Here is a 24,810-nt window from a genome sequence, read left to right as displayed (position 1 = left end):
TTCAGGACAGTTAAATCGGATTTAACATTATGCATGAGAGCGAGAGGGGTTACATGATGAGAAAACATACCAAGCCTGCTTTAATGATGATTCTGGCATTCCTGCTTCTGGCAGGTTGCGCTTCAAGTGGAGAAGGCCAGCAGAGTACACAGGCCTCTTCATCAACCGGAGAAAGCTCGTCACAGCAGACATCGGCAGAAGGCAAGACAGGCGGGACACTGAACATTGGCTATCCAACACAACCGGTCACACTGGATGCACATGTGTCTTCCAATACAGCGGTCAAGGATATTTCACGCGAGATCTATGAGCAGCTGGTAACGTTAGATAAAGATGCACAGGTCATTCCGCTGCTTGCAGAATCCTATGAGATCAGCGACGACAAGTTATCCTATACGTTCCATCTGCGTCAAGATGTGAAGTTCCATAATGGCAAAGAACTTCAGGCGGAGGATGTTGTCGCTTCCCTTAACCGTTGGATCAAACTGTCGAGTCATGGTAAAGCAAACTTTGTGGGTGCAGAGGCCAAAGAAACAGACCCCTATACCGTGGTACTTCAATTGAAAACACCATTTCTGCTAACACTGCAACTTCTTGCTGATCCGATTCCCGCAGCGGCGATCTACCCGAAAGAAGTGGTTGATGAAGCAGATGATAAAGGGATCAAATCATTCATCGGTACAGGTCCGTTTCAATTGGAGGAGTGGAAGCAGGATCAGTATATTCATTTGAAAAAGTATGACGATTACTCCGCCCGTACCGAGCCGAGTGATGGAGCAGGCGGTAAAAAGGAAGCGCTGGTTGATGACCTGTACTTCCGCTTTGTAACGGACGAGTCGACCCGTCTTGCCGGGATTACTTCCGGGGAATACGACATTGCGCTGAATATCTCTGTGGATAATGAACAGCAGATTGCGGACAATCCTGATTTGCAAACCTTCCTCAGTCCGGGAGGCATGATTGGATATTTCTATAACAGTAATGACGGCTTGTTCAAGAACGTCAAACTTCGTCAGGCTGTCAATGCCATTCAGAACGTGGATGACATCCTGACATCGGCATTCCGTGATCCACAATTTTATGTGAAGACATCCTCTCTGGTCTTGCCGGAATATCCAAATTGGTATTCAGAAGCGGGCAAGGAATCGTACAGCCAGGCGAACGCGGATAAAGCAAAGCAATTGCTTCAGGAAGCAGGCTATAACGGCGAAGAAATCAAAATTTTCACAACAAGAGATTATGTGGATCAATATAACGTAGCCGTTGTTTTGCAGCAGGAGCTGGAGTCGATTGGTATCAGGGTCAAGCTGGATGTCTATGATTGGCCTACTTTGCAGGAAAAACTCGGGACAGGTACAGAGTGGGATATTTACCCCATGAGTTATGCGTTCCGGCCTACGTTCTACCAGTATGCGTTCTGGGGAGGCGGAGCAGGGCTGCTGAAGAGTGAGAAAATGAGCGAGCTGCTTCAAGGAATCCGGACGTCAGATTCAGTAGAGGCCGCAAGGCCGCTCATTGATGAATTGCAGCAATTTGTATGGACCGAAGTTCCATTCTCTCAGATTGGGCACACCAAACAGGTTACAGCGCTATCGAAAAATATCAGTGGTTTCCAGAACATTTTGGGCCCGATCTTCTGGAATACAACCAATAACAAATAGTTAAAAGGAAAGGACAGCGGATGAAAAGGCGTAGCATCGCTTCCACGGGAATACGCCTTTCCGCTTGCCATTGGAAAGTGAGGTGGCCCTCATATGGGTGGATATATTGTTCGTCGGTTATTGTCCTTGATACCTGTCCTTTTTGTGGTGGCAATCGTGGTGTTCTCCATCATTCATGTTACACCGGGGGATCCCGCTGCGATTCTGCTGGGTGAAGAGGCGAGCAAAGCCGATATCGATGAGCTAAGAAGCAAGCTGGGGTTGGACAGACCGATCTATGAGCAATTCGGTATTTGGTTGCTGGGGCTGTTATCCGGGAATTTGGGGGAGTCCATCTTTCTGGACAAACCTGTGACAGAGGCTTTTTTTGAACGACTGGCGCCTACATTGTCCCTAGCGATCATTGCCCAGGTGATTGGTGTGTTCCTTGCCTTGTTCCTTGGCATTACAGCGGTTAAGCGAAGAGGAACCATCGTGGACCAATCGGTGATGGGTTTTTCCATGCTGGGCATCTCCATTCCGAGTTTTCTGTTGGGATCACTGCTGGTCATGTTCTTTAGCGTGAAGCTGCGCTGGCTTCCCGTTGCAGGGTATCAGCCGCTCACAGAGGGTCTGTGGCAGCATATCAAGTATCTGTTGCTCCCTGGCATCGTGCTTGGCATCATTCAGGCAGCGCTCATTACCCGAATGACAAGATCCTCCATCCTGGATGTGATGTCCGGCAATTTTATCAAAACCGCCAAAGCCAAGGGTGTGAAAGAAAAAACGATCGTGTATACACACGCATTACGCGTTGCATTCATCCCTATTCTCACAGTTATTGGGGAATCGTTCGGTGGGCTGGTTACTGGTGCTGCGGTTATAGAAACGCTATTCAATATTCCGGGAGTGGGGCAGCTCATCGTCAATTCGATCAGCAGAAGGGATTACTCGGTTATTCAGGGTTCAGTGCTGCTGGTTACGGTGGCTTATGTATTCGTAAATCTAATCGTTGATTTGTTGTATGGTTTGGTCGATCCACGAGTTCGATTAAGCAAGAAATGAAGGGGGTGGAGACAACTTGATAACCAACCCGGATACCACCATTGCTGCGTCAGCATATCAAAAAGGGAAGAGCAGACGCAGCGCATTCAGGCGCTTTATGCATAATCAGTTGTTAAGCACAGGGGCGGGAATTCTGCTTGTTGTTGTGCTTCTGGTAATCATAGGGCCGATGCTTACACCATACGGGCCGTTACAGATTGATCCGGTGAATCGACTTAAAGGGCCCAACGGGCAGCACATATTTGGCACAGATAACTTTGGACGTGATGTATTCACTCGCGCCGTATATGGTTTGCGTATTTCGGTTGCGGTTGGTTTCGCTGTTACGGTTGTATCTTCTTTGATCGGAATGATTGTGGGGTTATTATCCGCAAGTTATTCGGTACTGGATCATATCTTTATGCGCATCTGTGATGGTTTGTTCGCTTTTCCGTCCATTTTGCTAGCTATCTCCATTATGGCGGCTCTTGGCCCGAATGCGGGCAATGTCATTATCGCCCTAAGTATTATCTTCATTCCATCGATGGCCCGGATTATTCGTTCCAAGGCGCTGGTCATTCGGGAGTTAACTTATATTGAAGCGTTGCATGCGCAGGGAGCAAGCAGCTGGCGCATCATTTGGATTCATATGGCGCCCAATACGCTGTCTCCGCTCATTATCCAATCCAGCTTCATTTTTGCCGTATCGATCCTGACGGAAGCTTCTCTAAGTTTTCTTGGAGCGGGTATTCCTTCCCCGTCCCCAAGTCTCGGGAATATGCTTTTTGACGGAAAAACGGTGATCTACAACGCTTGGTGGATGACTGTCTTCCCGGGCATTTTCCTGGTGCTCGTTGTACTGGGTCTGAACCTGTTCGGCGATGGCCTTAGAGATCTACTCGACCCGCAGGCAAATAAGGTGAAAAGGGGGAGACGTCGTGGGAAAACAACCGCTGCTTGAGGTGAAGGACCTGAAAGTATCCATCTCAACCGAAAAAGGAACCATCCACCCGGTGGAAGGCGTATCCTTCCACGTCCTTGCCGGGGAGACGCTGGGCATCGTAGGTGAGTCCGGCTGCGGGAAAAGCGTAACCGCCGAATCCATTCTCAGACTGTTTGATGAAGATTACGTGGATTATTCGGGTGAAGTCCTCTACGAAGGTACCGATCTCTTAACTTTGTCCAAAAGACAAATGGAACGCATTCGTGGCAATGAACTCTCCATGATCTTTCAAGACCCTATGTCTTCCCTGAATCCGGTTCAGACGATTGGCAAACAAATTGCCGAGAGCTTGAAGCTGCATCAAGGCATGAATGGCAGACAGGCGCGTCGGGCTGCCGTGGATCTGCTGCGTATGACAGGTATCCCCTCACCTGAAAAGAGGGTAGATGAGCATCCGCATGAAATCTCGGGAGGGATGAGACAGCGGGTCATGATTGCCATGGCACTTGCCTGTAATCCAAAACTGCTTATCGCAGACGAACCGACAACGGCACTGGATGTGACGATTCAGGCGCAAATACTGGAGCTTATCGAAAGTCTGCAAGCGAAGACGGGACTTGGTGTCATCCTGATTACACATGACCTTGGTGTAGTCGCAGAGACATGTACAAGAGTGGCGGTCATGTATCTTGGACAGGTCGTGGAGGAGGCGAGCGTGGACGATTTATTTTTCAATCCCCAGCATCCATATACGTCAGGCTTAATGAAATCCATTCCCCGTATTGATGGCGAGCAGCACAGCAGGCTCCATGTCATTGAGGGAACGGTACCCGCGCTGCATCAGGTTCCAGCAGGCTGCCGATTCGCTCCAAGATGTGCTTATGCGGATGAACAATGCCTGCGAGCAGCGCCTTCTTTGAAACAGGTGGACGAGAACCATTCGGTACGCTGCTGGTATCCCGGAATAGCAACGATTCAGGAGGAGACACATGAACTCGAAATCATTGGTTGAGTCGAAGCCGCTGCTACAGGTTAGCAATCTGAACAAACATTTCCCTGTTCGATCTTCTTTTGGCAGAACCAGAGGGCAAGTCAAGGCAGTTAATGGTGTATCCTTCGACATCCACACAGGACAAACCTTTGGCCTGGTTGGCGAATCCGGCTGCGGTAAAAGCACACTCGGTCGGTCGATTCTCAGACTTGTTGAGCCAACGTCAGGGGAAGCATTTTATGAGGGCACGGATATCCTGGGGTTAAGTAAAAAAGAACTGCGAAGCTACAGGCAGCATATGCAGATGGTATTTCAGGACCCATACACCTCGCTGGACCCTCGCAAACGCATCGGTTATTCCATTGAAGAACCGCTATTAATCCACAACAAGGGCAACAAACGGGACAGAATGGAAACAGCCATGTCGTTGCTGCGCAAAGTTGGATTCAGTGAAGAACATTACGAGCGGTTTCCCCATGAATTCTCAGGTGGTCAGCGTCAAAGGCTGGGCATCGCCAAAGCGTTGGCCCTTGGACCGAAGCTCATTATATGTGATGAACCCGTGTCAGCGCTGGACGTGTCGATTCAATCCCAGGTCATTAATTTGCTGGAAGAGGTTCAGGAGGAGCTCGGCATTTCTTATTTATTCATTGCACATGACCTTAGCGTTGTACGCCATATTGCAGATCGCATTGGTGTGATGTATTTGGGCGAGATGGTGGAACAGGGACCAGCGGAAGCTTTGTTCGCCGAACCTTTGCACCCCTATACCAGATCATTATTGTCTGCGGTACCGATCCCGAATCCTCGGGTCAAAAGGGAAAGAGTTGTATTGAGCGGTGAGATCCCATCGCCACTTCATCCGCCTGCCGGCTGTGTTTTTCATACCCGATGCCCATACGTTATGGAGACATGCCGACAGGTCGTTCCACAGAAACGATTCGTCGCTCCAGACCGTGAAGTGCAGTGTCATTTATACGATGAATAGAGGAGGAATGAAACAATGAGTTTTCGTAGTTCAGCCGAAAAGTGGAAGGACGAAGCTATACGGCTTCGCCGCCATATACACCAGAATCCTGAGCTTGGTCACCAGGAGTTTGAAACGGCCAAGCTGATTGCCCAATTTTTGGAGGACGCTGGTCTCGAAGTCCAGACGGGTGTAGGCGGCACAGGAGTTGTTGGGCTTTTGAAAGGTGGACGTGAGGGAAGAACCATTGGAATTCGCGCCGATATGGATGCACTGCCAATCTTAGAAAAGACAGGATTGCCGTTTGCCAGTGTTCACGAAGGGGTGATGCATGCTTGCGGGCATGATGTGCATACCGCCATTCTTCTTGGAACAGCAGCGGCATTAAGCGAGCACAGGGATGAGCTTCAGGGAACGGTGAAGTTCATTTTCCAGCCTGCTGAGGAAGTACAGGGAGGTGCAACGGATCTGATTGAGGCAGGTGTATTGCTTAATCCGGAGGTGAATGCGATCATTGCGCTCCACGTGTGGCCGGATTTGCCTGCTGGCAAGATTGGTTTGAGAAAAGGGGCCATGCTGGCGGCGGCCGATGCCTTTGATATTCGAGTGACGGGAAAAGGTGGACATGCTGCCTATCCGCATCGAACCGTCGATCCGGTCATCATTGCAGCCCAGATTATAACTGCGTTGCAAACGGTAGTCTCCCGAAACTTGTCTCCGCTTGATTCTTCCGTCATCTCGATCACGAAACTGCAAAGCAATAGCCATGCTTATAACGTTATCGCTGGGGAGGTCCAACTCAGAGGTACCATTCGTACGCACAATCCTGAGACGCGTGAAGCTGTGCCCGTATATATGAAGCGACTCATTGAGACCATTGCGGAAGGGTTCGGTGGTAAAGCGGAATTTGATTACTACCGCGGCGGTTCTCCTGTAATAAACGATGATCGTATCGTTGATGTGATTGAACAGGCAGCGGCAGATACCATTGGCCGGGAAGCTGTGGTGTATTTGAAGGAGCCATCCATGGGCGCCGAAGATTTTGGTGCGTATCTCGAATATGTACCGGGTGCCATATTCCGTCTCGGCACGATTACAGAAGAAGATGCCCGATCAGAACTGCCCCTTCACAGTGATTCCATCATTTTTGATGAGCAAGCGATTGTTACAGGCATATCGGTTCTTGGAGAAGCAGCCATCCGTTACTTGGATCAGAACAGTGATGATGAATCAAGTATTGAGCTGGGCGTTGCAGCAGGCAATGAGCACAGGGGGGATCGACATGACTGAGTTGCAGCAACGACTGGAGGTAGACTCCATATTGCACGAGGTCGACCGTGATCTCCTGCTTGAATACAACAGACAGATTGCGAAGGAAATTCGTTTGTCGGGTTCCGAAGAGGAACTGCGGGCTTTCCATTATATTAAGGAACAGCTTGAGGATTTTGGGTTGACCACCGGGCTTACGTTTAACAAAGCCTATATCAGTATCCCTGTCAGAGCAGAACTTAAGGTCGGCGGCATTTCTTTTGCAGCTATTACGCATTCCATGTCAGCCCAGGCGAAACAGTTGAACACGTTTTTGAGATGCATAGAGCTAAAGGATTCAGACCAGACCGACTGGACCAATCAAGTGACAGGTCATGCGGTGATCGTTCACGGACTTGCGAATGGACCCACGATTTATCGTTTGCAGCAGTTGGGCGCAGCAGCCGTCATATTTATCAATAGCGGTGCGTATACGCATGAAATGATTGTTTCCTCCGTTTGGGGAAATCCGACACCACAGGATGATGGCTATCCGTCCATTCCAGTTCTGTCGGTCAACCATTCGGATGGAGAGCAGATCAAGTCTTTGATCGCCTCGGAAGAAGGAGAGACTATAGCAATTACATTGACTGTGGAAGTTCGCACAGAATGGGTGAACATTCCAACCCTGATTGCTGAGATTCAGGGGACGGAAGAGCCCGAATCTTTTGTGCTGTTTAGCGGGCATGTGGATTCATGGCATTATGGCGCAATGGATAACGGCTCCGCCAACGCCGTCATGGTGGAGACAGCGCGGGTACTATCATTACATCGTGACACGCTGCGGCGCTCCGTTCGGTTTGCATTTTGGTCAGGCCATTCCCACGGCAGATATGCCGGCTCTGCATTATACAGTGATCTTCATTGGGAAGATTTGCATGAAAACGGGGTGTTGCATATCAATATTGATTCCGTGGGCGCCAAGGGAGCGAGTCATCTCGGTGCAGCCAATACAATGGCAGAGACACGGATACTTTGTGCAGATGCCATACGTATCGTCACGGATGAACCTTTTCGCGGATCACCGTTTGGAAGGTCGGGAGATCAGTCCTTCTGGGGTGCTGGACTTCCGTCTGCTTTTATGGGGCTGTCCTATCAGCCTGAGGGCTGGTTTGGCTGGTGGTGGCATACGACTGAGGACACGCTGGACAAAATTGACGCAGATTATCTGGCACGTGATTGCAAGGTGTACGTAGCAGCCGTCCATAATGCTGCCTCTGCTCCCATTATTCCCATTGATCAGAGACAGGCGATCCAAACGCTTTCCGAACGAATTGGCTATTATACGGAGCTTATTGGAGACAAGTTTGACCTTTCACGCTTAACAAGCAGGGTCCAGCAGCTACAGAATGCCACGGAGCATTTCTATGACCGGATAGGTTCCACGTCCTTACCGGCTGCTTCTATTACAAAAGCGAACCGAACGATATTGTCACTTAGCAGATGGCTGGTGCCCATCAATTATGTTCGAGGCAGCCGGTATGATCATGATGCCGCAGGCAGTCATTCGCTTGTACCTGCGCTATCAGACATCGAACTTCTGGCGGCAGCCGAAGTAGGCAGTGAAGCCTTTCTCAGACTCCAAACATCACTTATACGTCAGGTGAATCGGATTGGTTATGAAATAAAGCAGGCAGAGCGACTTGTCGTTGAGGCCGAAAAGAATCTCGTTTTGAATTAACCCAAGTTGAAGCAGCCTATTTACAGCAAGAACATCATGATATAGAGGAGCGACTGTCATGCCGGAACGAACATTTGCAGGGAAAAGGGTAGTCATTACCGGAGGGGCAGGTGTTTTTGGCCAATGGATTGCACAAGCATACGCCGCCGAAGGCGCGAGCCTTTATTTGTCCGATATCCGGGAGGAAGCTTTGAGGGGTACAGTAGATAAGCTGAAGCAGGAGGGAGTGGATGTACACTGGCATGTAACGAATCTTGTGGATGAACACTCCATTAATGAATTGGTTCAAGCGGTGAAGCAGCAATGGAAAGCGCCGGATATTGTCATCAATAATGCGGGAATATATCCATACCGCACACTCATGAACATGACGCTTCAACATTGGAATGAGACGATGGATCTGAATCTGGCAGCACCGTTCCTGCTCACTCAGCATTTTGCCAAACAGATGATTGCGAGTGAAGTAGAAGGTTCCTTCATTAATATAAGCTCTGGAGCAGCTTCCACCGCAGGAGTCGGCATGGGGAATTATTCGGTTTCGAAAGTAGGAATCGAGATGCTGACCAAAACCTTTGCCCTGGAGTTGTCGCCCTATCGCATTCGGGTAAATGCGGTTGTGCCGGGTTACGCACCCGGCAGCGAGGTTAGTGTGATGACGAAGGAGCATACGGAACATATGATCAAAATTACACCGCTAGGCCGGACATCAGGTCCGGATGACGCTCCCCAAGCGATATTGTATCTGACTTCTGACCAGGCATCATTCATTACAGGCAGCATATTAACGGTAGATGGTGGACGCACGGCAGGGAGACTTAAGTAACTGTTTGCGCCCTAATAAAGAAAATAGAATGGCAGCTGGTGAGTCCATTTACGGTATAGCCAGCTGTGAAGGGAGTTCAAATTCGGGAACATATAGATTGCTCTGAAGCAGCGCAGCCCGAATGTCCAGCATGAGCTTTTCACTCGCGGAGCCAAGCGGTATATTTCGCTTACGCAAAATGCCAGCAATGGGCCCAACCTTGAGATCGGCAATTTTCTGAATAACGGTACCTGGAATGGCGGGGCAGATTGTTGCAACCGGAGCAATAGTTATGCCTAATTTGGCTTGTACATAATACTTGTGAGACCGAATATTACTTATTTCAATTCCCTGATAGTCGCTGTCGATTTTCTCGGCCAATAGCTGCTCTATACGGATGCGGATTGGGCAATTGGGGGGTGTGAATAGAAATTGTTGTCCTTTCAGATCTGCCAAATGGATTTCATCACCCTGAGCGAATGGATGTGAATCATACAACAGCAATGCCATCGGTTCAAAAAGCAGCGGTTGAAACTCGGTTTCCATACTCGTCTCAGGAGAAGGGCAGACGGCAAAGTCAAGCTGCTCATCAATTAGCAATTCATTAAGCAGCTTACTGTCCCCGATGCGCACGCTGAGCTTAATCTTGGGATTCTGTTTTACAAAAGAAGACAGAATAGCAGGAAGGCGATGGCTTGCTGTTGGTTCAGATACTCCAATTCGTACAAACCCCGCTTGTCCCTGTTGAATGTCGGTGATCGTATTTGTCAAATACTCGTATTCCTTCAGAAGCTGATCGGCTCTGGCGTAAAATATTTTCCCCGCTTCCGTCAATTTAATCTTTTTGCCTCTATCCAGTAATTTCATACCCAGATCGGCCTCAAGTTTCTGCATATGCAGTGTAATGGCGGGTTGTGAGTACTGCAAAGCTTCTGCTGCCTGCTGAAAGCTCCCGAGCTTTACAATCGTTTGAAAGGTCTTGATCATTCGCATTTCCATGGCAAACACCTTTCTATTCATTATTGTAATGATCAGTATATCATGGTTAATACATACTATCCCAATAGGATATTATGTTTTTAGAGTGTTATCAAGAGTAATTTGTATTTGTTCTTTGCATGCACTGGATTGATAGCGCTATCAAGAAAATTGGCCGAAATATAAGGGTTGACAGTGTTTTTCGAAACGGTTTTAATTATATAGACCGATTGTTATAATTCATTTAAGGATGTGGCTTTATTGAGTGAAAAGTCTAATGCTAGAGAACTAATCGTCAGCACAGCAGCCAGACTGTTTTTTTCACAAGGATATCATGCGACCGGTCTAAATCAGATTATTAAGGAGAGCAGTACGCCAAAAGGCTCGCTATATCATTATTTCCCTCATGGCAAGGAAGAGCTCGCTCACGAGTGCATTCAAAAAGCCAATGAAAACATTCTGCAGAAGTTTGAAGAAGTATTTGCTGCTCATGATAATACGGGGGATGCCATTCAGCAATTTATTCATGACTTAGCCATTGAAACGGAGGCGGCAGGTTTTACGGGTTTTCTTCCATTTAGTTTCTGGGCAGCCGTGGAGACCTCGTGCATCAGTCATCAATTGCGAATTGCCTGTCAGAACGTGTTTGCAGGATGGCAGCAAATCATTACGAAACATCTGATTTTGGATGGCATAGGTGAAAAGAAAGCACAAGAGATGGGACTCCTCGTCATTTCATTAATGGAGGGCGCATTGATTATCAGCCTGACCAACCAGGATAAACAGCCTTTGCTGACGGCTGCTGATTATTTGTCCGTTGTGGCGAAGAATGCAAAAGAGAAGCAATAAGCTTCGTAAAGAGAGAAATAGAAATCGTCAGATTGTTTGAGGAGGATGGGATTGTGGAAGCTGCCATGAAGGCTGGTTCTGTAAAGGATCAACAAGAAACAAAACAATATAAAGTATTTCCGATTTTATTCGCTATGTTACTTAGCGGCTTTATTGGTCTGTTCGGTGAAACAGCACTAAATGTGGCATTGACACCGCTTATGGGCTTGCTCGAAGTTGGACCTACGACCATTCAATGGTTAACGACAGGATATTTGCTCGTCTTGGGTATTTTGGTGCCGGTTTCCGGTATGCTGTTACAATGGTTTTCGACGAGACAGTTGTTCACAACTTCTCTGATTTTTTCGATTGCAGGAACGCTGGTTGCTGCTATTGCACCGAGCTTTGAAATTCTATTGGTGGCACGGGTATTACAAGCTGTAGGTACAGCTCTCTTACTGCCGCTAATGTTCAACACCATACTAGTTATCTTCCCGATTGAGAAGCGTGGCGCTGCCATGGGATTGATCGGTTTGGTAATCATGTTTGCACCAGCGAGTGGTCCGAGTATCTCGGGTCTGATTTTGGCCAATCTGAGCTGGCACTGGATTTTCTGGATCTCCTTGCCTTTCTTCATTATTTCATTGGTATGCGGCTTGCTGTTCTTACCGAATATTTCGAACTTGACCAAGCCCAAAATTGATGTTCTTTCCATTGTGCTTTCCACACTTGGTTTTGGTGGCATCGTGTACGGATTCAGTAGTGCAGGAGGCCATGGGGAAAGTGGTGGTGGCTGGACCAGTCCTATCGTTGTAGCTACACTGGTTATTGGAGTACTATCTTTGCTGTTGTTCAGCATCCGTCAATTGAGAATGAAACAGCCGATGATGGATCTGCGGGCATTCAAATATCCAATGTTTACAGTCGGTTTGATTCTGATCTTCCTTTGTATGATGATGATGTTGTCATCCATGCTTATCCTGCCAATGTACCTGCAACAAGGTATGGCGGTTACGGCTCTGACTGCCGGTCTGGTACTGCTACCGGGCAGCTTGCTGAATGGATTCTTGTCTCCGGTTATGGGGCGTCTGTTTGACAAATTCGGTCCGAAGTGGCTTGTGATAATCGGTCTTGCGATTGTAACTGTTGTACTCTTCCTGTACACAGGAATCACTCCGACAACGACCCTGGGCAAGATTATTACGCTGCATATCTTCATGATGATCGGGATTTCAATGATCATGATGCCTGCTCAAACCAACGGCTTGAATCAATTGCCACCTGAATTCTATCCTCACGGAACGGCGATTATGAATACATTGCAGCAGGTATCGGGAGCTATTGGTACAGCTGTTGCGGTAAGTATATTGAGCGCAGGTCAGACACGCTTCTTGAGCAGTGTGACAGATCCTGAGAGTCCAGAGAATCAGTTGGCAGGTTTCACATCCGGTGTACAAAATGCATTTATTTTCGCACTGGTTCTTGCTGTGATTGGTTTGATCATTTCACTCTTCGTGAAACGAGTTAAGGTCGGTGCTCAGCAGGGCCAACAAGGTCCTATGCATTAATTGAAAGTCATATATGAAATGAAACGATGCTCTCTCTTTAATAGAGGGGCATCGTTTTTTTGTACCTTGACATGAAACGGGTTCCATCCATTAGAGTGAAAATAAACCTGCTAGGTGAATAGAATAAATCTTGATTTTGAAAGCAAATAGTTCATGTTCTGGCGAAATTGTATATGTTCATATGGAATTTTAAAGATAATATAGAGAGTAGATTAATAAAAACGGATAGAAGAAAACGTTTTAGAATGTATTTTATAATCAAGGAGACGTCTTTATGAGAATCGTTAAAACTATACCTGCGAATATTGAACAGTTGCTAGATCGATATGAGAAAAATGGTCATCTGACCATGCAAGCTTCTCTAATGGGAAAACAGTCGGTTGTCTATCAATTACAAGAGTACTGCCTTAAAGTATATACGACTCGTGGAAAAGTGGATGGGGAATTGGAGTGTGAGGCGCTCTTGTCATTGCAAAACAACCATCATGTTCCCGAATTGTATGCGTACGCTTCGGGGAATTTTGTCCTGACAGAATGGATCGAAGGCTTCAACCTGAAACAGTATCGGGCAACATACGGGCACATACCGCACAATCTGATATATGATATGTTCTCAACAGAACTTCAGCAGATTCAGGCGGGTTATCGTGATTGGGATGTCATACGATATGAGAATTTGTTATGGACTGCAACAGGGGAGGTCAAGCGGACTGATTTTTGGCTATGTGAATCTGTCAGTTGTATGCGATTGCGGGAGCGATTACAACAAGAGATTATTCGAAAGATTGAGCGGATATACAGCGGTGATGGAGCTGGCCTGGAGGAGATCGTGCATTATTTTGATCGACACGGTCTTACAACCACGGAGGTCCAAGAGGCATTGGCACATTTCAGATCGCTAACACCGAGGATGGCACTAGCACAGTAACGAGTTTAACGAAATAAAAACCCTGACGACTACCAGAATCGTTAGGTTTTTTATTTATTTTGGAACGAATTTTACGCTTTTTTTCGTTTGTTCAGGAAATTTACTTCTTAACCAAATCCAATATTTCATTGGCAACAAGATCCGGGTGATATTGATGAATATAGTGCTCGGTATCCTTAACAGTTATATGTTTGGATTGTTCCGACCAGGATGTAAATTCAGCCTGTGTTTTATCCCACTCGGGTTCACTGGCGCCGAAGTAATCTGCGGTCAGTATGGTAAGCGGAAACAGAAAGGGCTTTTTGTTGTCGATGACAACCTTGGCATTGGTTGTGGTTTCGCGCAATTCATCTACGGTGTTGGCATTGCCGTAATTAAGCAACAGAGCCGTTGTATCTATTTTCTTCAAATCATCTGGTACAAGCTTCAGGCCGTTACGACTGGCATTCGAGGCTTCTACAACAGCGTCAGATTGCATAAGTAATCGGAACAATCCGGTTTGGATACGGAACTGGTTCATGAAGCCGCCGACCACGCTTGCTATATCCTCAGTGTCATTGGCGTAGTATTCCGGGCTTCCTCCATCCACCATCACGATACCCTGCACCTCATCCGGGTACTTTTGGGCAAATCGCAGTGTTTCCAGCGAGCCGAGGGAATGTGCAACCAGTACGTATGGCGGCTTTTGTCCAGAAACCTCTAATAACTCGTGCAATTCATCCGCAATCGTATCGACATCACGTTTCTTATCGGTCACATCGCTATAACCATAGCCAAAGCGATCATAAACCGCGAATTTCGTATAAGGTGCAAGCTTTTCGTAGAGCGGATAATAATCCACATAAGGATCAGCAGTGCCCCATCCGGATGCAAGGACAACTGTTGTATCTCCTTGCCCAGCCGTATATAAATGCATATTGTCACCATGTATACTGTAGAGCTTGCCAGGCGGAATAAATGTTTTCTGATCCTGACGGGTACTCACTTGTTGATAGATCAAGCCCGTAACCAGAAGGAGAAGTAATGCCACTACTCCGAATATAAACGTCTTAAATAATCTTCTGCGGAATTTTTTCATCATCTCTCACATACTCTCTCTGTATTTTCTCTATCATATATGCCCAATCTTATTGGAGAGAAAACAGAGTCTTAATTCCACCTTAATTATTTTTTTGCTCGATAGTTATTAGTGATATAGTCCTGTGAGATGTTCGTCGCTGGGCTGTAAAATCTTCGACAGCAGTACAATCTGGCCTGTATGGTAGCCGTAATGGGAGGCGACCTTTATCAAAAGAGAACGTACGAATTTATGCTCATGCGCATCTGTGGCTTCATCCTCACGACGGTTCATACGATTCCAATCGGTCAACTCATAGGGAATGGTCACTTCTCTGGACAAATCCTCCTCTTCCAGACTAGATAATATAGCGATTGATTCTGTTCGCACCTTGTGAAGCTTGGTTAATAATTCCTCCCGGCTCAGACCGCTATTGGTATTGAATTCAGCAGAGCGTTCCCGGATTAGAGGCTGGTTCCCAATACCAGTCACCAGGTTCTGATATTCATTGCCCGCCAAATGCAGACAATAATTCCCCACACTGTTCATACCAGGCTGAAGTCTGGTCCAAATCTGTTCCTCGTTCAACCTGTTCAAGCTGATTTCAATACGTTCTAGCTGCTTGTTCATGTCCTCAATTACGTCCTGAATAAGTTTAATCATGATAACATGTCCTCCATTCATTAGGGTTGATTCGATATCAAATTCAGATAACCGAAGGCGAATTGATTATAGACGAACAATGATTTAATATAAAGGCTAATATTGCTCCTGTTTTACTCAAGATTGAATGATTGCTTGAATTATTGATTATAGAGAACAGAAGGTATGAATAATGACAAAATACGAAAATCAGGTTCCGACATCCGCAGGTATGAGCTTTAGCTCCCTCGTGAGCATGTTGAAAGATTCCATGCGCAGAAGTATAGAGAGAAGACCTGCGGTTAACATTCCCGTAGAGAAATATGAACCAGCGGAATCGTTAAATGTATCCGATCATCCACAGGTGACATGGTTCGGTCATTCGGCTTTTTTGCTTGAGATTGAAGGACACAGATTGCTCTTTGATCCAATGCTGGGCAACCGTCCATCTCCTGTATCTTGGGCGGGTACGAAACGATACAGTACTAATCTGCCGATTCAACCCGAGGATTTTCCAGCCTTGGATGCGATCATTATATCGCATGACCATTATGATCATCTGGACTATTCCTCTATCCGCCGATTGAAGAATAAAACACAGCGATTTATCGTTCCCCTTGGCGTGCGTCGAAGACTGATTCAACTGGGTGTGCCCTCGGAACAGATTACCGAACATAACTGGTGGGATGAGCTATCCTTTAAAGGTTTGACATTAGCCTGCACGCCGGCGCGGCATTTCTCGGGCAGGGGATTGTTGGACCGCAATTCGACACTATGGTGTTCGTGGGTCATTGTTGGACAAGAAACGAAGGTTTTCTTTAGTGGCGACAGCGGATACGGTCCTCATTTTAAGGAAATCGGCAGTAAGTATGGACCCTTTGACCTGACCCTGATGGAATGCGGGCAATATGATGAGCGTTGGTCCAACATTCATATGATGCCAGAAGAAACGGTACAGGCACACTTGGATGTAAAGGGAAGGCTGCTCATTCCGATTCATTGGGCTGCTTTTACGTTGGCTTATCATGCCTGGAACGAGCCGGTTGAACGGATCACCAAGGCTGCACATGCCCTGAATGTCACCATTGCAACGCCCAAAATCGGTGAGAAGGTTGTACTGCATACGGGATCTTACCCAAGCCAACCGTGGTGGAGATCAAACTGAGGAGATCTGAAATAATTATAAAAGCGTCCAACTCATTAGATGGGAGGACGCTTTTTCTCTTGCATTTATTTTAAAATCGATAGTGCGCTATAGATGAGCGAAACACCCATTAGAATATTAAAAGGACGCTCATATTTCATTAAAAAGCTCTGAAATAACATGCCGCATAACCCCCAGGTCATATTGGCACTAATGCCAATGATGGTTAGAAGCAACGAAAATAGGATCATATGAACATGAGAGTCTCCGAGAGGCATAACAAATACCGAGATGGCCGTCAGACCATACAGAATGACTTTGGGGTTGAGGAATTGCAGGGTGAAGCCAAAGAGAAACGTAAAACGATTAACCTTTGGGTCTTTGGCATTTGCAGGTTTACTTCGCATAATTTTGATCGCCAAATAGATCATGTATACACATCCCAATATGTTCAGGACCGGTTTGATCCTAGGGATGTATTGGTGCAGAATAAGGTTGAAATAACTGGACAGAAACATAATAAGCAGGCAGCCAGCTGCTACGCCGGCAATAAATGGAAGAATTTTTTTGAACCCTTCGTTTTTTGCATGCGTCATGGCGATGATGTTATTTGGACCCGGTGTGAATGAAGCCACGATTGCGTAAGTCAGTAACGGTAAGATATTCATAAGTCCTCCACATATTATTCTTGTTGTGTGTTATATTTAATTGAAATGTACGCTATAACGTACGTTCTTTATAATTGTACAATATGTACGCTATACAGCACAATATAATCTTTTAAAACAGAGGTGACAGTATATTGAAAAACATTAATGTTGTTCTGGCACAGAATTTGAAGCAGCTCAGGGAACAAAGAAAACTTAGTCTGGACAAGGTAGCCGAGATGTCTGGAATCAGCAAGACGATGCTTGGTCAGATTGAACGGGGTGAATCCAACCCTACAATTGCGACAGTATGGAAAATTGCGAACGGCTTGAAAATTTCCTTTACCGCCTTGATCCACGAGCCGAAGTCGGACACTACAGTTGTAACGGGCAGTGATATTCAGGCATTGATGGAGGATGAGGGAAAGATTCGCATTTATCCGCATTTTACCTTCGAAGAGGGGCGTCGTTTTGAAATGTACATGATGGAAATGGATGAAGAGTCTTCTTTGAATGCTGAACCGCATATAGAAGGGGCAGAGGAATTCATTACGGTTTTTGAAGGAGAAGTTACGATTCGGGTTGGGATGGAGGAGTATATGGTAAAACAGGGGGAGTCCATTCGTTTTCGCGCGGATAAGGCTCATGGCTATAAAAATTCGGGAGTCTCTGCGAATAAATTAAGCATGGTCATTCATTATTCAAAGTGAAATGAAATAAAACGCCAATACAACAGTCTGTGAATTCGACCGATATATTGGCGTTTTTGTTATCTCAAATCAATTTCATACCTAAGGGTTTGAATGAATTAAGGCTTTTCTTTTGCCTGACGCTGAATTTCGTTGGAGGTTAACGCTTTATCATATACTCTTACGTGATCCAGTGAGCCTTTATAGAAGGGATCGGCTGCATAGCGGCTTTTGCCCAAATAAGCTTCCGTCACTTGCAGATCTTTCGGGTTAAACGTGATTTTCGTGCTGCTTGCTACGACTTTTCCATTCACATACATAGTGCCGGTATCTCCTTGAAGGGTAACCGCGACATGCACCCATTGATTGGAGGGCAGCGGCTCAGCAGCAATCAGGCTCTGATCTCGTCCCTGATCATGAATGGTGAATTGCAGAGCTCCGGTATGCTGGGAGGGAGTAAGGAACATATGTCTGGTCAGTCCATTTCCAAAGTCGAAAATTCGCTGCCAGGCTCCGCCGCCACTCCAGTTGACCCATGCACTAAAGGTGAAATCCGTTGTATCGGTAATGATTCCGGGCAGCTGGATGTAGCTGTCGGTTCCATTAAAAGCAGCAGCCTGATTTTTGCTGCCAACCGCAGAAGTCGTCACATTAAAGGCTTTGCCGTGATATTCATTTTTGCTGAAATCCTGTGCGATTTTAGCAAGTTTCTTTTGTTCAAATGTATATTCTCCCAGCAGTGGACTAACCGCCTGTTGTGGAATGATAACGTTAAATGTTTTGGAGCTTACGGCACTACCTTTGCGAATCGTTGCGGTTAATGTCACTTTGGCATCCCCCTTACCAGCACGAGGGCGGTTCACTACTCCGGCAGCTGAAAGGGCAGAGGTGTTGGAAGATTTCCATGTTATCTCTGCATCACGTGTTCCTTTGGTCGGGAGGGAAAGGTTGAAAAATACGTTCCCTGTGTCGCCGATGCTCAAATCCTTTTTCACCGCATTAACAATATCCTGATCCTTGAGTGCAGCCATCTGACTTCCCCAGATGGCCACGCCAGAGGAGGAGAGTGCGCTAAAGGTCAGAACCGTCTTCTGGGAATCTGGCTCCCATTCATGCGTGAAGACACCTGTATACACAACATTATTCGATGTGATCTGCACCTGATTGTCTGCTTCAAGACTCCATGTACCCGTCACCGCACCACTAATTTGCCCATCCGCTGTGAACTGAACGGTCTGTGAAGATTTGATCTCGGCCGTAATTTCCTTCCCGTGATTCACCCATTGGTACTGACCAGCAATCTCCTGGGTTGTCAATTGGGCAGTGTTTTCTTCCAATGCCGCATAGCGGTAAGGAGAAACAACAGGCCATCCTTCCGAATTCATATGCATCTCATGTACACGGACTTCATGCTCTTCTCCGCGGCCTGGAAAGCGTGAATGGAAGATCAGGAATTGTTTTCCCGTCTCAGCATCAATATAAGCGGAGTTATGTCCTGGTGATACATAGCCAACACCCTGACCTGTGCCCGGGTCACCGATCTGTCTTTGAAAGAGGAAATTCCCCAGTAATTTGACGCCAAAAGGCTCGATCGAGCGGTCATCAAACAAGGGTTTGTCCTTATCCGCCTTGACGTTGATCATATCGTTTCCTTCAGCATCGAGGAAAGGGCCGTCGGGTGTTTTGGAGCGGGCTACCCGAATGTTATATCCCCCGTCAGCACCCAATCCGCCATAGGACAGATACAGATAATAATAGTCGGTTTCGGGACTATAGAGCATATAAGGTGCTTCGATACGGCTGTGATTGCCTCCGGTCAGTTTTTTGCCATACCCCTGATTAGGGAGAGGTTTTCCCGTCGTTTCATCCATCTCCAGAATGAAAATTCCTCCGGAATAGGAACCGTACACCATCCAGAGCTTGCCGTTTTTATCGTAAAATACATCAGGGTCGACCACATTCGGATGTATGGTAGCATCGTAAATAGTGCCATCTTCACTGATCTCATCCCACATGCCGGATTTGAGCAGAATACCCCGATCCTTATAAGGCCCCTCAATGTTGTCTGCCACAGCAACGCCTAACGCAGAGCGGGGAGAGTCCCCTTTGCACGCATTGTAGTACATATAAAATTTTCCGTCCGCCAACTGAATGACGTCTGCTGCCCATAACGTATCGGTCTGCGCCCATTGCAGGGCTTCAGCGAATTCCTTGGTTACATTAGGCACAACAGGGTTGTCATCCGTAACCCCGGAGGCGACAGAATCCCAATTCATCAAATCCTTCGATTTTGCTACTTGAAGATGTGAACCAAAAATATAAAAGGTATCACCCACCTTAATAACGGAAGGGTCATGAACGGAGACATTCCTGAATGCTGGAATCGCATTCGCAATGGATGTGGAAACTTGCGGGTTGGTACTGGCTGCCCCCGGACTGTCCGCCAACACGGAGACGGGAGCCAAAGCTGTTGTCGTAAGTAATGCAGAGCTCAGTAAAGAAATATTAAGTACGCTTATCCAATAACGTTTCATACGTTTCCCCTTTCCCAATACCTGAAATGAAAAATAGCCCTAATCATTGCCGCAAACGTTAACTCGTTGGACAGCCCTCCTTGTGATTGCCATAATTTATCAAGCGCTTTCATTTGTTATATTATCAATCAATTTATATATTTGTAAACTATAAATATCAGGGTTGAGTGACTTTAGGATTGAGAGGGAGATCGGCAAAAGATTGATTTTTCGTAAGAATTCCTATGATACAACAGATGATTTGTAATTTTGTGATTGAAATATTTACTCGAAATAAGATACTATACGATTAGATTATGTGTTTATATATTTGTTAATTAATTTATGTTTATACGAATTAAAGAAAACTTATCTACGAAAATTCAACCTACATAGGAGGAATGAAGATGACCACATTTCACCATCAACTAATCGCACACTATAAGTTTGAAGATGCAGCAGACATTGGCAAGGATAGTTCAGGAAACGGGCACATTGGAATTGCCGCAGGAGAGAAATCACCCGACATTTCTGAAGTGAATGGCAGATGGGCGGTGACTTTTACCGGTGGATCGAACGGAACATCGTATTTGGAGTTGCCAACGAATTTACTGCAAAATGTAAGCGACAACACCGGAGTGACTGTTGCAGCATGGGTCCATTTGGGCAAGGGATCAAACGTGTGGGAGCGGATTTTCGACTTCGGTAAAGGCGAGAAGGGTCCCTATTTATTTCTGACTCGTCAGATGCGAGGCACGTTATATGCAGGCGATGATCTGGTTGTAGACCCGGGACGCGGATTTGTCAGCGGGGAATGGATGCATATTGCTTTATCGGTGGCAGGCAGTCAGGGCGGCACACGCAGCAGTGCGGGTCCGGTTGTATATGTGAATGGTGAGAAGGTGGCAGACGGTTCCATCAGTCAGACATCCAGTGGCAATTATGCCAAGCTGCGCAGATGGTTTGATTCGTTCGTGGACCCTGCGAATTATAGCCGCAATTATATTGGACGCTCTCAGTACGCGGCAGATGTGGATTTTTCAGGCTCACTGTCTGATTTTCGAATTTATCAGGCGGCTCTGTCCATGGATGAAGTGATCGAAGTCATGTGCGAGTCTCTGACGGATAAAGAGATTGTGAAGCTGGCTGGAGATAAATATTTGTCTGCTCCAGCCCGGATTATTACCAAAGATGTGTCATTGCCTGTAGTTTTGCTTGGGGGCAAGGTAAACGTTCAATGGAATTCAAGTCAGCCTGAAGTTATGTCACCGAATGGAAAGGTTCAACCTCTGAGCTCGGCACAGGAGATTCGTTTGAATGCGCTCTTAACCAAGGGTGGGAGTACCCTGAGCAAAAGTTTTGATGTGTCCGTTGTACCTGAACACCTTCCACCTTATACCGTGACAATCCATGGGGACCAGCAGGTGACGGATGTTAGTGAAGTGATGTACGGTCTGTTCTACGAGGATATCAACAATGCAGCAGATGGGGGAATCTATGCAGAGTTAGTTCAGAACCGTTCGTTTGAATCCTTTGCATTCGATACGTACTCGCATGACTCTGGGGAATGTGGTTGTTCGACAGGTCGGAACCGTGATCCTTTGTTTGCCTGGTCCGGGGATACCGAGAAAATGATCGTACAGAATACTGATGGAATAAACAATCATCTTAACGTGGAAGACCCGGAAGTGAATGCTTATTATGTAACGGTTCAGACTGGTGCCACGATTCGAAATCGCGGATTCTCGGATTCCAATCAGCATTGTGCCATGTCCATTAAAGAAGGGGAGGCATATGATTTCACCGTGTGGGCAAAGGCAGTATCCCCAGGTACAATTACGATTCAATTGCAGGATGGAAATGGTGCTGCCATCAGTGATTCAGCTATGCTGCGAGTTGAAGAAGGTAACACATGGAAGAAGTACGGGATCGCCTATTCTGATAACCGTGTCCTTGTGGCCAATGCGGAATTCAGCGGTCATGCAAGTGGCAGCCATGTGTTGACTCACCCCAATTCGCCCAACATCACCCATTCGAACGTGACCCTGACTGGAACGGAGACCGCGCTGGGGCAATTGGCACTTACCTTTGAAGGAGACATTTCCATAGACATGGTGTCGTTGATTCCGCAGGATGTATGGGGAGCCGATCCGAAAGAGCTGGGAGTATCCTCTTCAGCGCATGCCAACTATACCGGGAATCCGAACTATCGACTTAGGAAAGATCTGGTTCAGGCCCTTGTCGATCTGCATCCAAAGTTTCTGCGTTTTCCGGGGGGATGCATTTCCGAAGGTTCGTTTATTTGGGACAATGTGTATGACTGGAAGGATTCGGTGGGAGCGGTGGAGCTCCGCAAAGAGAACTATAACGTCTGGGGTTACATGATGACGATGGGTCTCGGGTATATGGAGTATTTCCAACTGGCAGAAGATTTGAATGCTGCTCCGGTACCGGTCATGGCCTGTGGCGTTCTGTGCCAGGCTCGTTCGGATTACGCACACCCGGCGGGTGGCGCTTTGAGGGATTACTATATCCAAAACTTTACAGACCTGATCGATTTCGCGCTCAGCACGGATATTAAACATAACGAATGGGCTGCCATCCGAAGCAGCATGGGACATCCTGAACCATTCGATTTGCGTTATCTTGGCGTAGGCAATGAGAACTGGGGAACTGAATTTTTCGCCAACTTTGAAGTATTCAAGACGTCAATTGATGATTATATGAAACGTCATTATCCTGATCATGAACTTCACATCATTTCGACAGTTGGAGCCCAAGCAGACGATGATGCGTACCAACAGGGATGGAAATTCCTGAGCGGCAATCTGACCGGATCAGCTCAGGTGGCTTTTGCAGATGGCAAAGAGGTAATTGAGGAGACGGTCACTTGGTATGAGAATCAGGATAACTATATGGATACCATTGCGGATGAGCACTACTATCGCTCCAATGACTATTTGCTGAACAACGTGGATCGGTACAACTATTATGAGCGGGCTTATCATGAAGACGGCAGTATGGATTGGACAGAGACATCCAAGGTATTTGTAGGAGAATATGCATCCACGGACAAAAATACACTGGCAGGAGCAATCGCAGAAGCGGCGGTCATGACGGGTTTTGAAAATAATGCGGACGTTGTTCGCTTGGCTGCCTATGCGCCATTGTTCAACAAAGTACTGACGGACGGCACCTATCGCTGGACGCCGGACTGCATCTGGTTTGATGATGAAACGGTGTGGTACACACCGAATTACTATGTGCAGCAGCTTTTTGCCAAGTATGTGGGCGAGCAGGTGCTGGGCACTTCATTTTCAACGTACAGCAAGGGTCAACCGATGGAACTCATTCCACGTGGCGGCATCGAGATTGCGACAGGTAATGCCGACATTGTGGTGGAACGGATTACGGTTACATCGAACCAGGATGGCAGCGTGCTGTTTACAGAAGATTTCAGGGAGCAGACAGCTCTGAATGAAGCGTGGAATTGGATTCCGGGATCGGCAGGATACACGCTGGAGACGGGGAAAGGATTGATTTTGAAAGCCCAGGCAAACGGCTTGAATGGGTTGTATCTTCTGAACGATGAATGGTCGAATTATAAAGTGGAAGTCCAGGTTCAGCGCATAGCGGGTGAGGATGGCTTCACCATCGGTGTGGGATTGACGGATAGTTCACCTGATAAAAAGGATGTCATTGAATACGCAATCGGATATGGCGGCAATGCAACGGGAGTCAAAGTATACAAACAAGGTGTAGAAGGCTACACTCTGGGTGACTATTCTTCCAGTTCAGCGGCGGGTAATCTCCGGGCAGCCAACTATGAACCGCTGGCGAGCGATACGAATTATACGATTACGGTCAATTATGGTGGTGAAACAGGGAAGAATCTGATCTGCTCTTATACCGATGGTCGCACGACTAGCAAAATTCTGGATTACAAACTGGAAGCATATAACCGGGACGTATTCCATTCCGTTACAAGAGACGAGCAGCATGTGTATGTGAAACTGGTGAACGCAGATGGGGTGGACAAAGCAACCCAAATTTGCCTTCAGAATCTGAGCGTTACCTCTGTTGCGAGATTGATAACACTTGGCGGAGATGAAGAATTGCTACATGTGCCTAATGTGAACCAGAAGAATGATGAGAAAATTGTTCCACAAGAACAAGTGATGCATCTGCAGGAGGATTCGGTTGTCTTGCAGCTTCCTGCAAATTCGGTCAATGTACTGGTTATGGATGTCCAGCGATAATTATCTAAGTTGAACCAATAATTTTCACACAAAGTCACTGCGTGGTCAGAACCATCTTCCGATTGCTGTTATACCCAGATATATATGTTGCACCAAAAAACCGCGAGTATCGCGGTTTTTTGGTGTTCCGGAAAGAGGGTCAACAAAAGATACCTAAAGTAAATAGCCTACACTATTTCCG

Annotated in this window: 19 protein-coding genes; 14 read left to right on the top strand and 5 right to left on the bottom strand. The window is 46.7% G+C overall.

All coding sequences use genetic code 11. The features are described from left to right. The first annotated feature begins 53 nt into the window (after positions 1-53). The 8 genes from DC345_RS05585 to DC345_RS05550 all read left to right on the top strand — a co-directional run bounded on the left by DC345_RS05585 (position 54) and on the right by DC345_RS05550 (position 9,397). Entirely contained in the window at positions 54-1,661 is a 1,608-nt protein-coding gene (locus tag DC345_RS05585; protein ID WP_258530569.1) for an ABC transporter substrate-binding protein, read from the top strand. A 93-nt stretch (positions 1,662-1,754) separates the two neighbouring features. Beyond that, positions 1,755-2,705, top strand: a complete 951-nt coding sequence (locus DC345_RS05580) for an ABC transporter permease (protein ID WP_113052258.1) — start codon at positions 1,755-1,757, stop codon at positions 2,703-2,705. A gap of 16 nt (positions 2,706-2,721) precedes the next feature. Beyond that, a complete protein-coding gene (locus DC345_RS05575) occupies positions 2,722-3,645 on the top strand; it encodes an ABC transporter permease (protein WP_397333634.1) in 924 nt (307 codons plus the stop codon). Then, the gene (locus DC345_RS05570; RefSeq protein ID WP_113052257.1) at positions 3,623-4,639 is read left to right on the top strand and encodes an ABC transporter ATP-binding protein; all 1,017 of its coding nucleotides are present in this window, start codon (positions 3,623-3,625) and stop codon (positions 4,637-4,639) included. Before DC345_RS05575 ends, DC345_RS05570 begins: the two co-directional genes overlap by 23 nt. Continuing rightward, positions 4,617-5,606 carry an ABC transporter ATP-binding protein gene (locus tag DC345_RS05565; protein WP_113052256.1) on the top strand — a complete coding sequence of 330 codons (990 nt, stop codon included), beginning with the start codon at positions 4,617-4,619 and terminating at the stop codon, positions 5,604-5,606. Before DC345_RS05570 ends, DC345_RS05565 begins: the two co-directional genes overlap by 23 nt. A gap of 15 nt (positions 5,607-5,621) precedes the next feature. Beyond that, positions 5,622-6,875: a M20 metallopeptidase family protein gene (locus tag DC345_RS05560; protein ID WP_113052255.1), complete on the top strand. Its 1,254-nt coding sequence runs from the start codon at positions 5,622-5,624 to the stop codon at positions 6,873-6,875. Beyond that, complete coding sequence (locus tag DC345_RS05555; protein ID WP_258530568.1) at positions 6,811-8,574, top strand: M28 family metallopeptidase; 1,764 nt, start codon at positions 6,811-6,813, stop codon at positions 8,572-8,574. The genes DC345_RS05560 and DC345_RS05555 overlap by 65 nt, the downstream gene beginning before the upstream one ends. Before the next feature lie 58 nt (positions 8,575-8,632). Continuing rightward, positions 8,633-9,397 (top strand): SDR family NAD(P)-dependent oxidoreductase, encoded by a 765-nt coding sequence (locus DC345_RS05550; protein ID WP_113052253.1) that lies wholly within the window; start codon positions 8,633-8,635, stop codon positions 9,395-9,397. A gap of 48 nt (positions 9,398-9,445) precedes the next feature. Here DC345_RS05550 and DC345_RS05545 read toward each other — a convergent pair whose 3' ends face one another. After that, on the bottom strand, positions 9,446-10,396 hold the full coding sequence (locus DC345_RS05545) for a LysR family transcriptional regulator (RefSeq protein ID WP_113052252.1): 951 nt from the start codon (positions 10,394-10,396) through the stop codon (positions 9,446-9,448). A 219-nt stretch (positions 10,397-10,615) separates the two neighbouring features. On the opposite strand from DC345_RS05545, the gene DC345_RS05540 reads away from it, so the two are divergent. The 3 genes from DC345_RS05540 to DC345_RS05530 all read left to right on the top strand — a co-directional run bounded on the left by DC345_RS05540 (position 10,616) and on the right by DC345_RS05530 (position 13,678). Continuing rightward, positions 10,616-11,203: a TetR/AcrR family transcriptional regulator gene (locus DC345_RS05540; RefSeq protein WP_113052251.1), complete on the top strand. Its 588-nt coding sequence runs from the start codon at positions 10,616-10,618 to the stop codon at positions 11,201-11,203. 65 nt (positions 11,204-11,268) lie between these two features. Further along, positions 11,269-12,750 carry a DHA2 family efflux MFS transporter permease subunit gene (locus DC345_RS05535; RefSeq protein ID WP_113052844.1) on the top strand — a complete coding sequence of 494 codons (1,482 nt, stop codon included), beginning with the start codon at positions 11,269-11,271 and terminating at the stop codon, positions 12,748-12,750. Between the two features lie 274 nt (positions 12,751-13,024). Beyond that, positions 13,025-13,678: a serine/threonine-protein kinase gene (locus DC345_RS05530; RefSeq protein WP_113052250.1), complete on the top strand. Its 654-nt coding sequence runs from the start codon at positions 13,025-13,027 to the stop codon at positions 13,676-13,678. Between the two features lie 100 nt (positions 13,679-13,778). On the opposite strand, the gene DC345_RS05525 is transcribed toward DC345_RS05530, so the two are convergent. Together DC345_RS05525 and DC345_RS05520 are read right to left on the bottom strand one after the other, a co-directional pair. After that, complete coding sequence (locus tag DC345_RS05525; RefSeq protein WP_258530567.1) at positions 13,779-14,759, bottom strand: alpha/beta fold hydrolase; 981 nt, start codon at positions 14,757-14,759, stop codon at positions 13,779-13,781. A 105-nt stretch (positions 14,760-14,864) separates the two neighbouring features. After that, positions 14,865-15,398, bottom strand: a complete 534-nt coding sequence (locus DC345_RS05520; RefSeq protein ID WP_113052249.1) for a DUF1572 family protein — start codon at positions 15,396-15,398, stop codon at positions 14,865-14,867. A 172-nt stretch (positions 15,399-15,570) separates the two neighbouring features. On the opposite strand from DC345_RS05520, the gene DC345_RS05515 reads away from it, so the two are divergent. After that, positions 15,571-16,542, top strand: a complete 972-nt coding sequence (locus DC345_RS05515; protein WP_113052248.1) for an MBL fold metallo-hydrolase — start codon at positions 15,571-15,573, stop codon at positions 16,540-16,542. A 65-nt stretch (positions 16,543-16,607) separates the two neighbouring features. On the opposite strand, the gene DC345_RS05510 is transcribed toward DC345_RS05515, so the two are convergent. Further along, complete coding sequence (locus DC345_RS05510; protein WP_113052247.1) at positions 16,608-17,189, bottom strand: LysE family transporter; 582 nt, start codon at positions 17,187-17,189, stop codon at positions 16,608-16,610. A 134-nt stretch (positions 17,190-17,323) separates the two neighbouring features. Here DC345_RS05510 and DC345_RS05505 point away from each other — a divergent pair, with 134 nt between their 5' ends. Continuing rightward, entirely contained in the window at positions 17,324-17,878 is a 555-nt protein-coding gene (locus tag DC345_RS05505) for a helix-turn-helix domain-containing protein (RefSeq protein WP_113052246.1), read from the top strand. A 98-nt stretch (positions 17,879-17,976) separates the two neighbouring features. Here the strand turns inward: DC345_RS05505 and DC345_RS05500 are convergent, their stop codons facing one another. Continuing rightward, positions 17,977-20,391, bottom strand: a complete 2,415-nt coding sequence (locus DC345_RS05500; RefSeq protein ID WP_113052245.1) for an arabinan endo-1,5-alpha-L-arabinosidase AbnB — start codon at positions 20,389-20,391, stop codon at positions 17,977-17,979. A gap of 386 nt (positions 20,392-20,777) precedes the next feature. Here DC345_RS05500 and DC345_RS05495 point away from each other — a divergent pair, with 386 nt between their 5' ends. Continuing rightward, positions 20,778-24,629 (top strand): alpha-L-arabinofuranosidase C-terminal domain-containing protein, encoded by a 3,852-nt coding sequence (locus DC345_RS05495; protein WP_113052244.1) that lies wholly within the window; start codon positions 20,778-20,780, stop codon positions 24,627-24,629. Positions 24,630-24,810: the final 181 nt, after the last annotated feature.

The sequence above is a fragment of the Paenibacillus taichungensis genome (genome assembly GCF_003287275.1).
Taxonomy (GTDB): domain Bacteria; phylum Bacillota; class Bacilli; order Paenibacillales; family Paenibacillaceae; genus Paenibacillus; species Paenibacillus taichungensis_A.
This window is presented reverse-complemented; position numbering and strand designations above follow the sequence as displayed.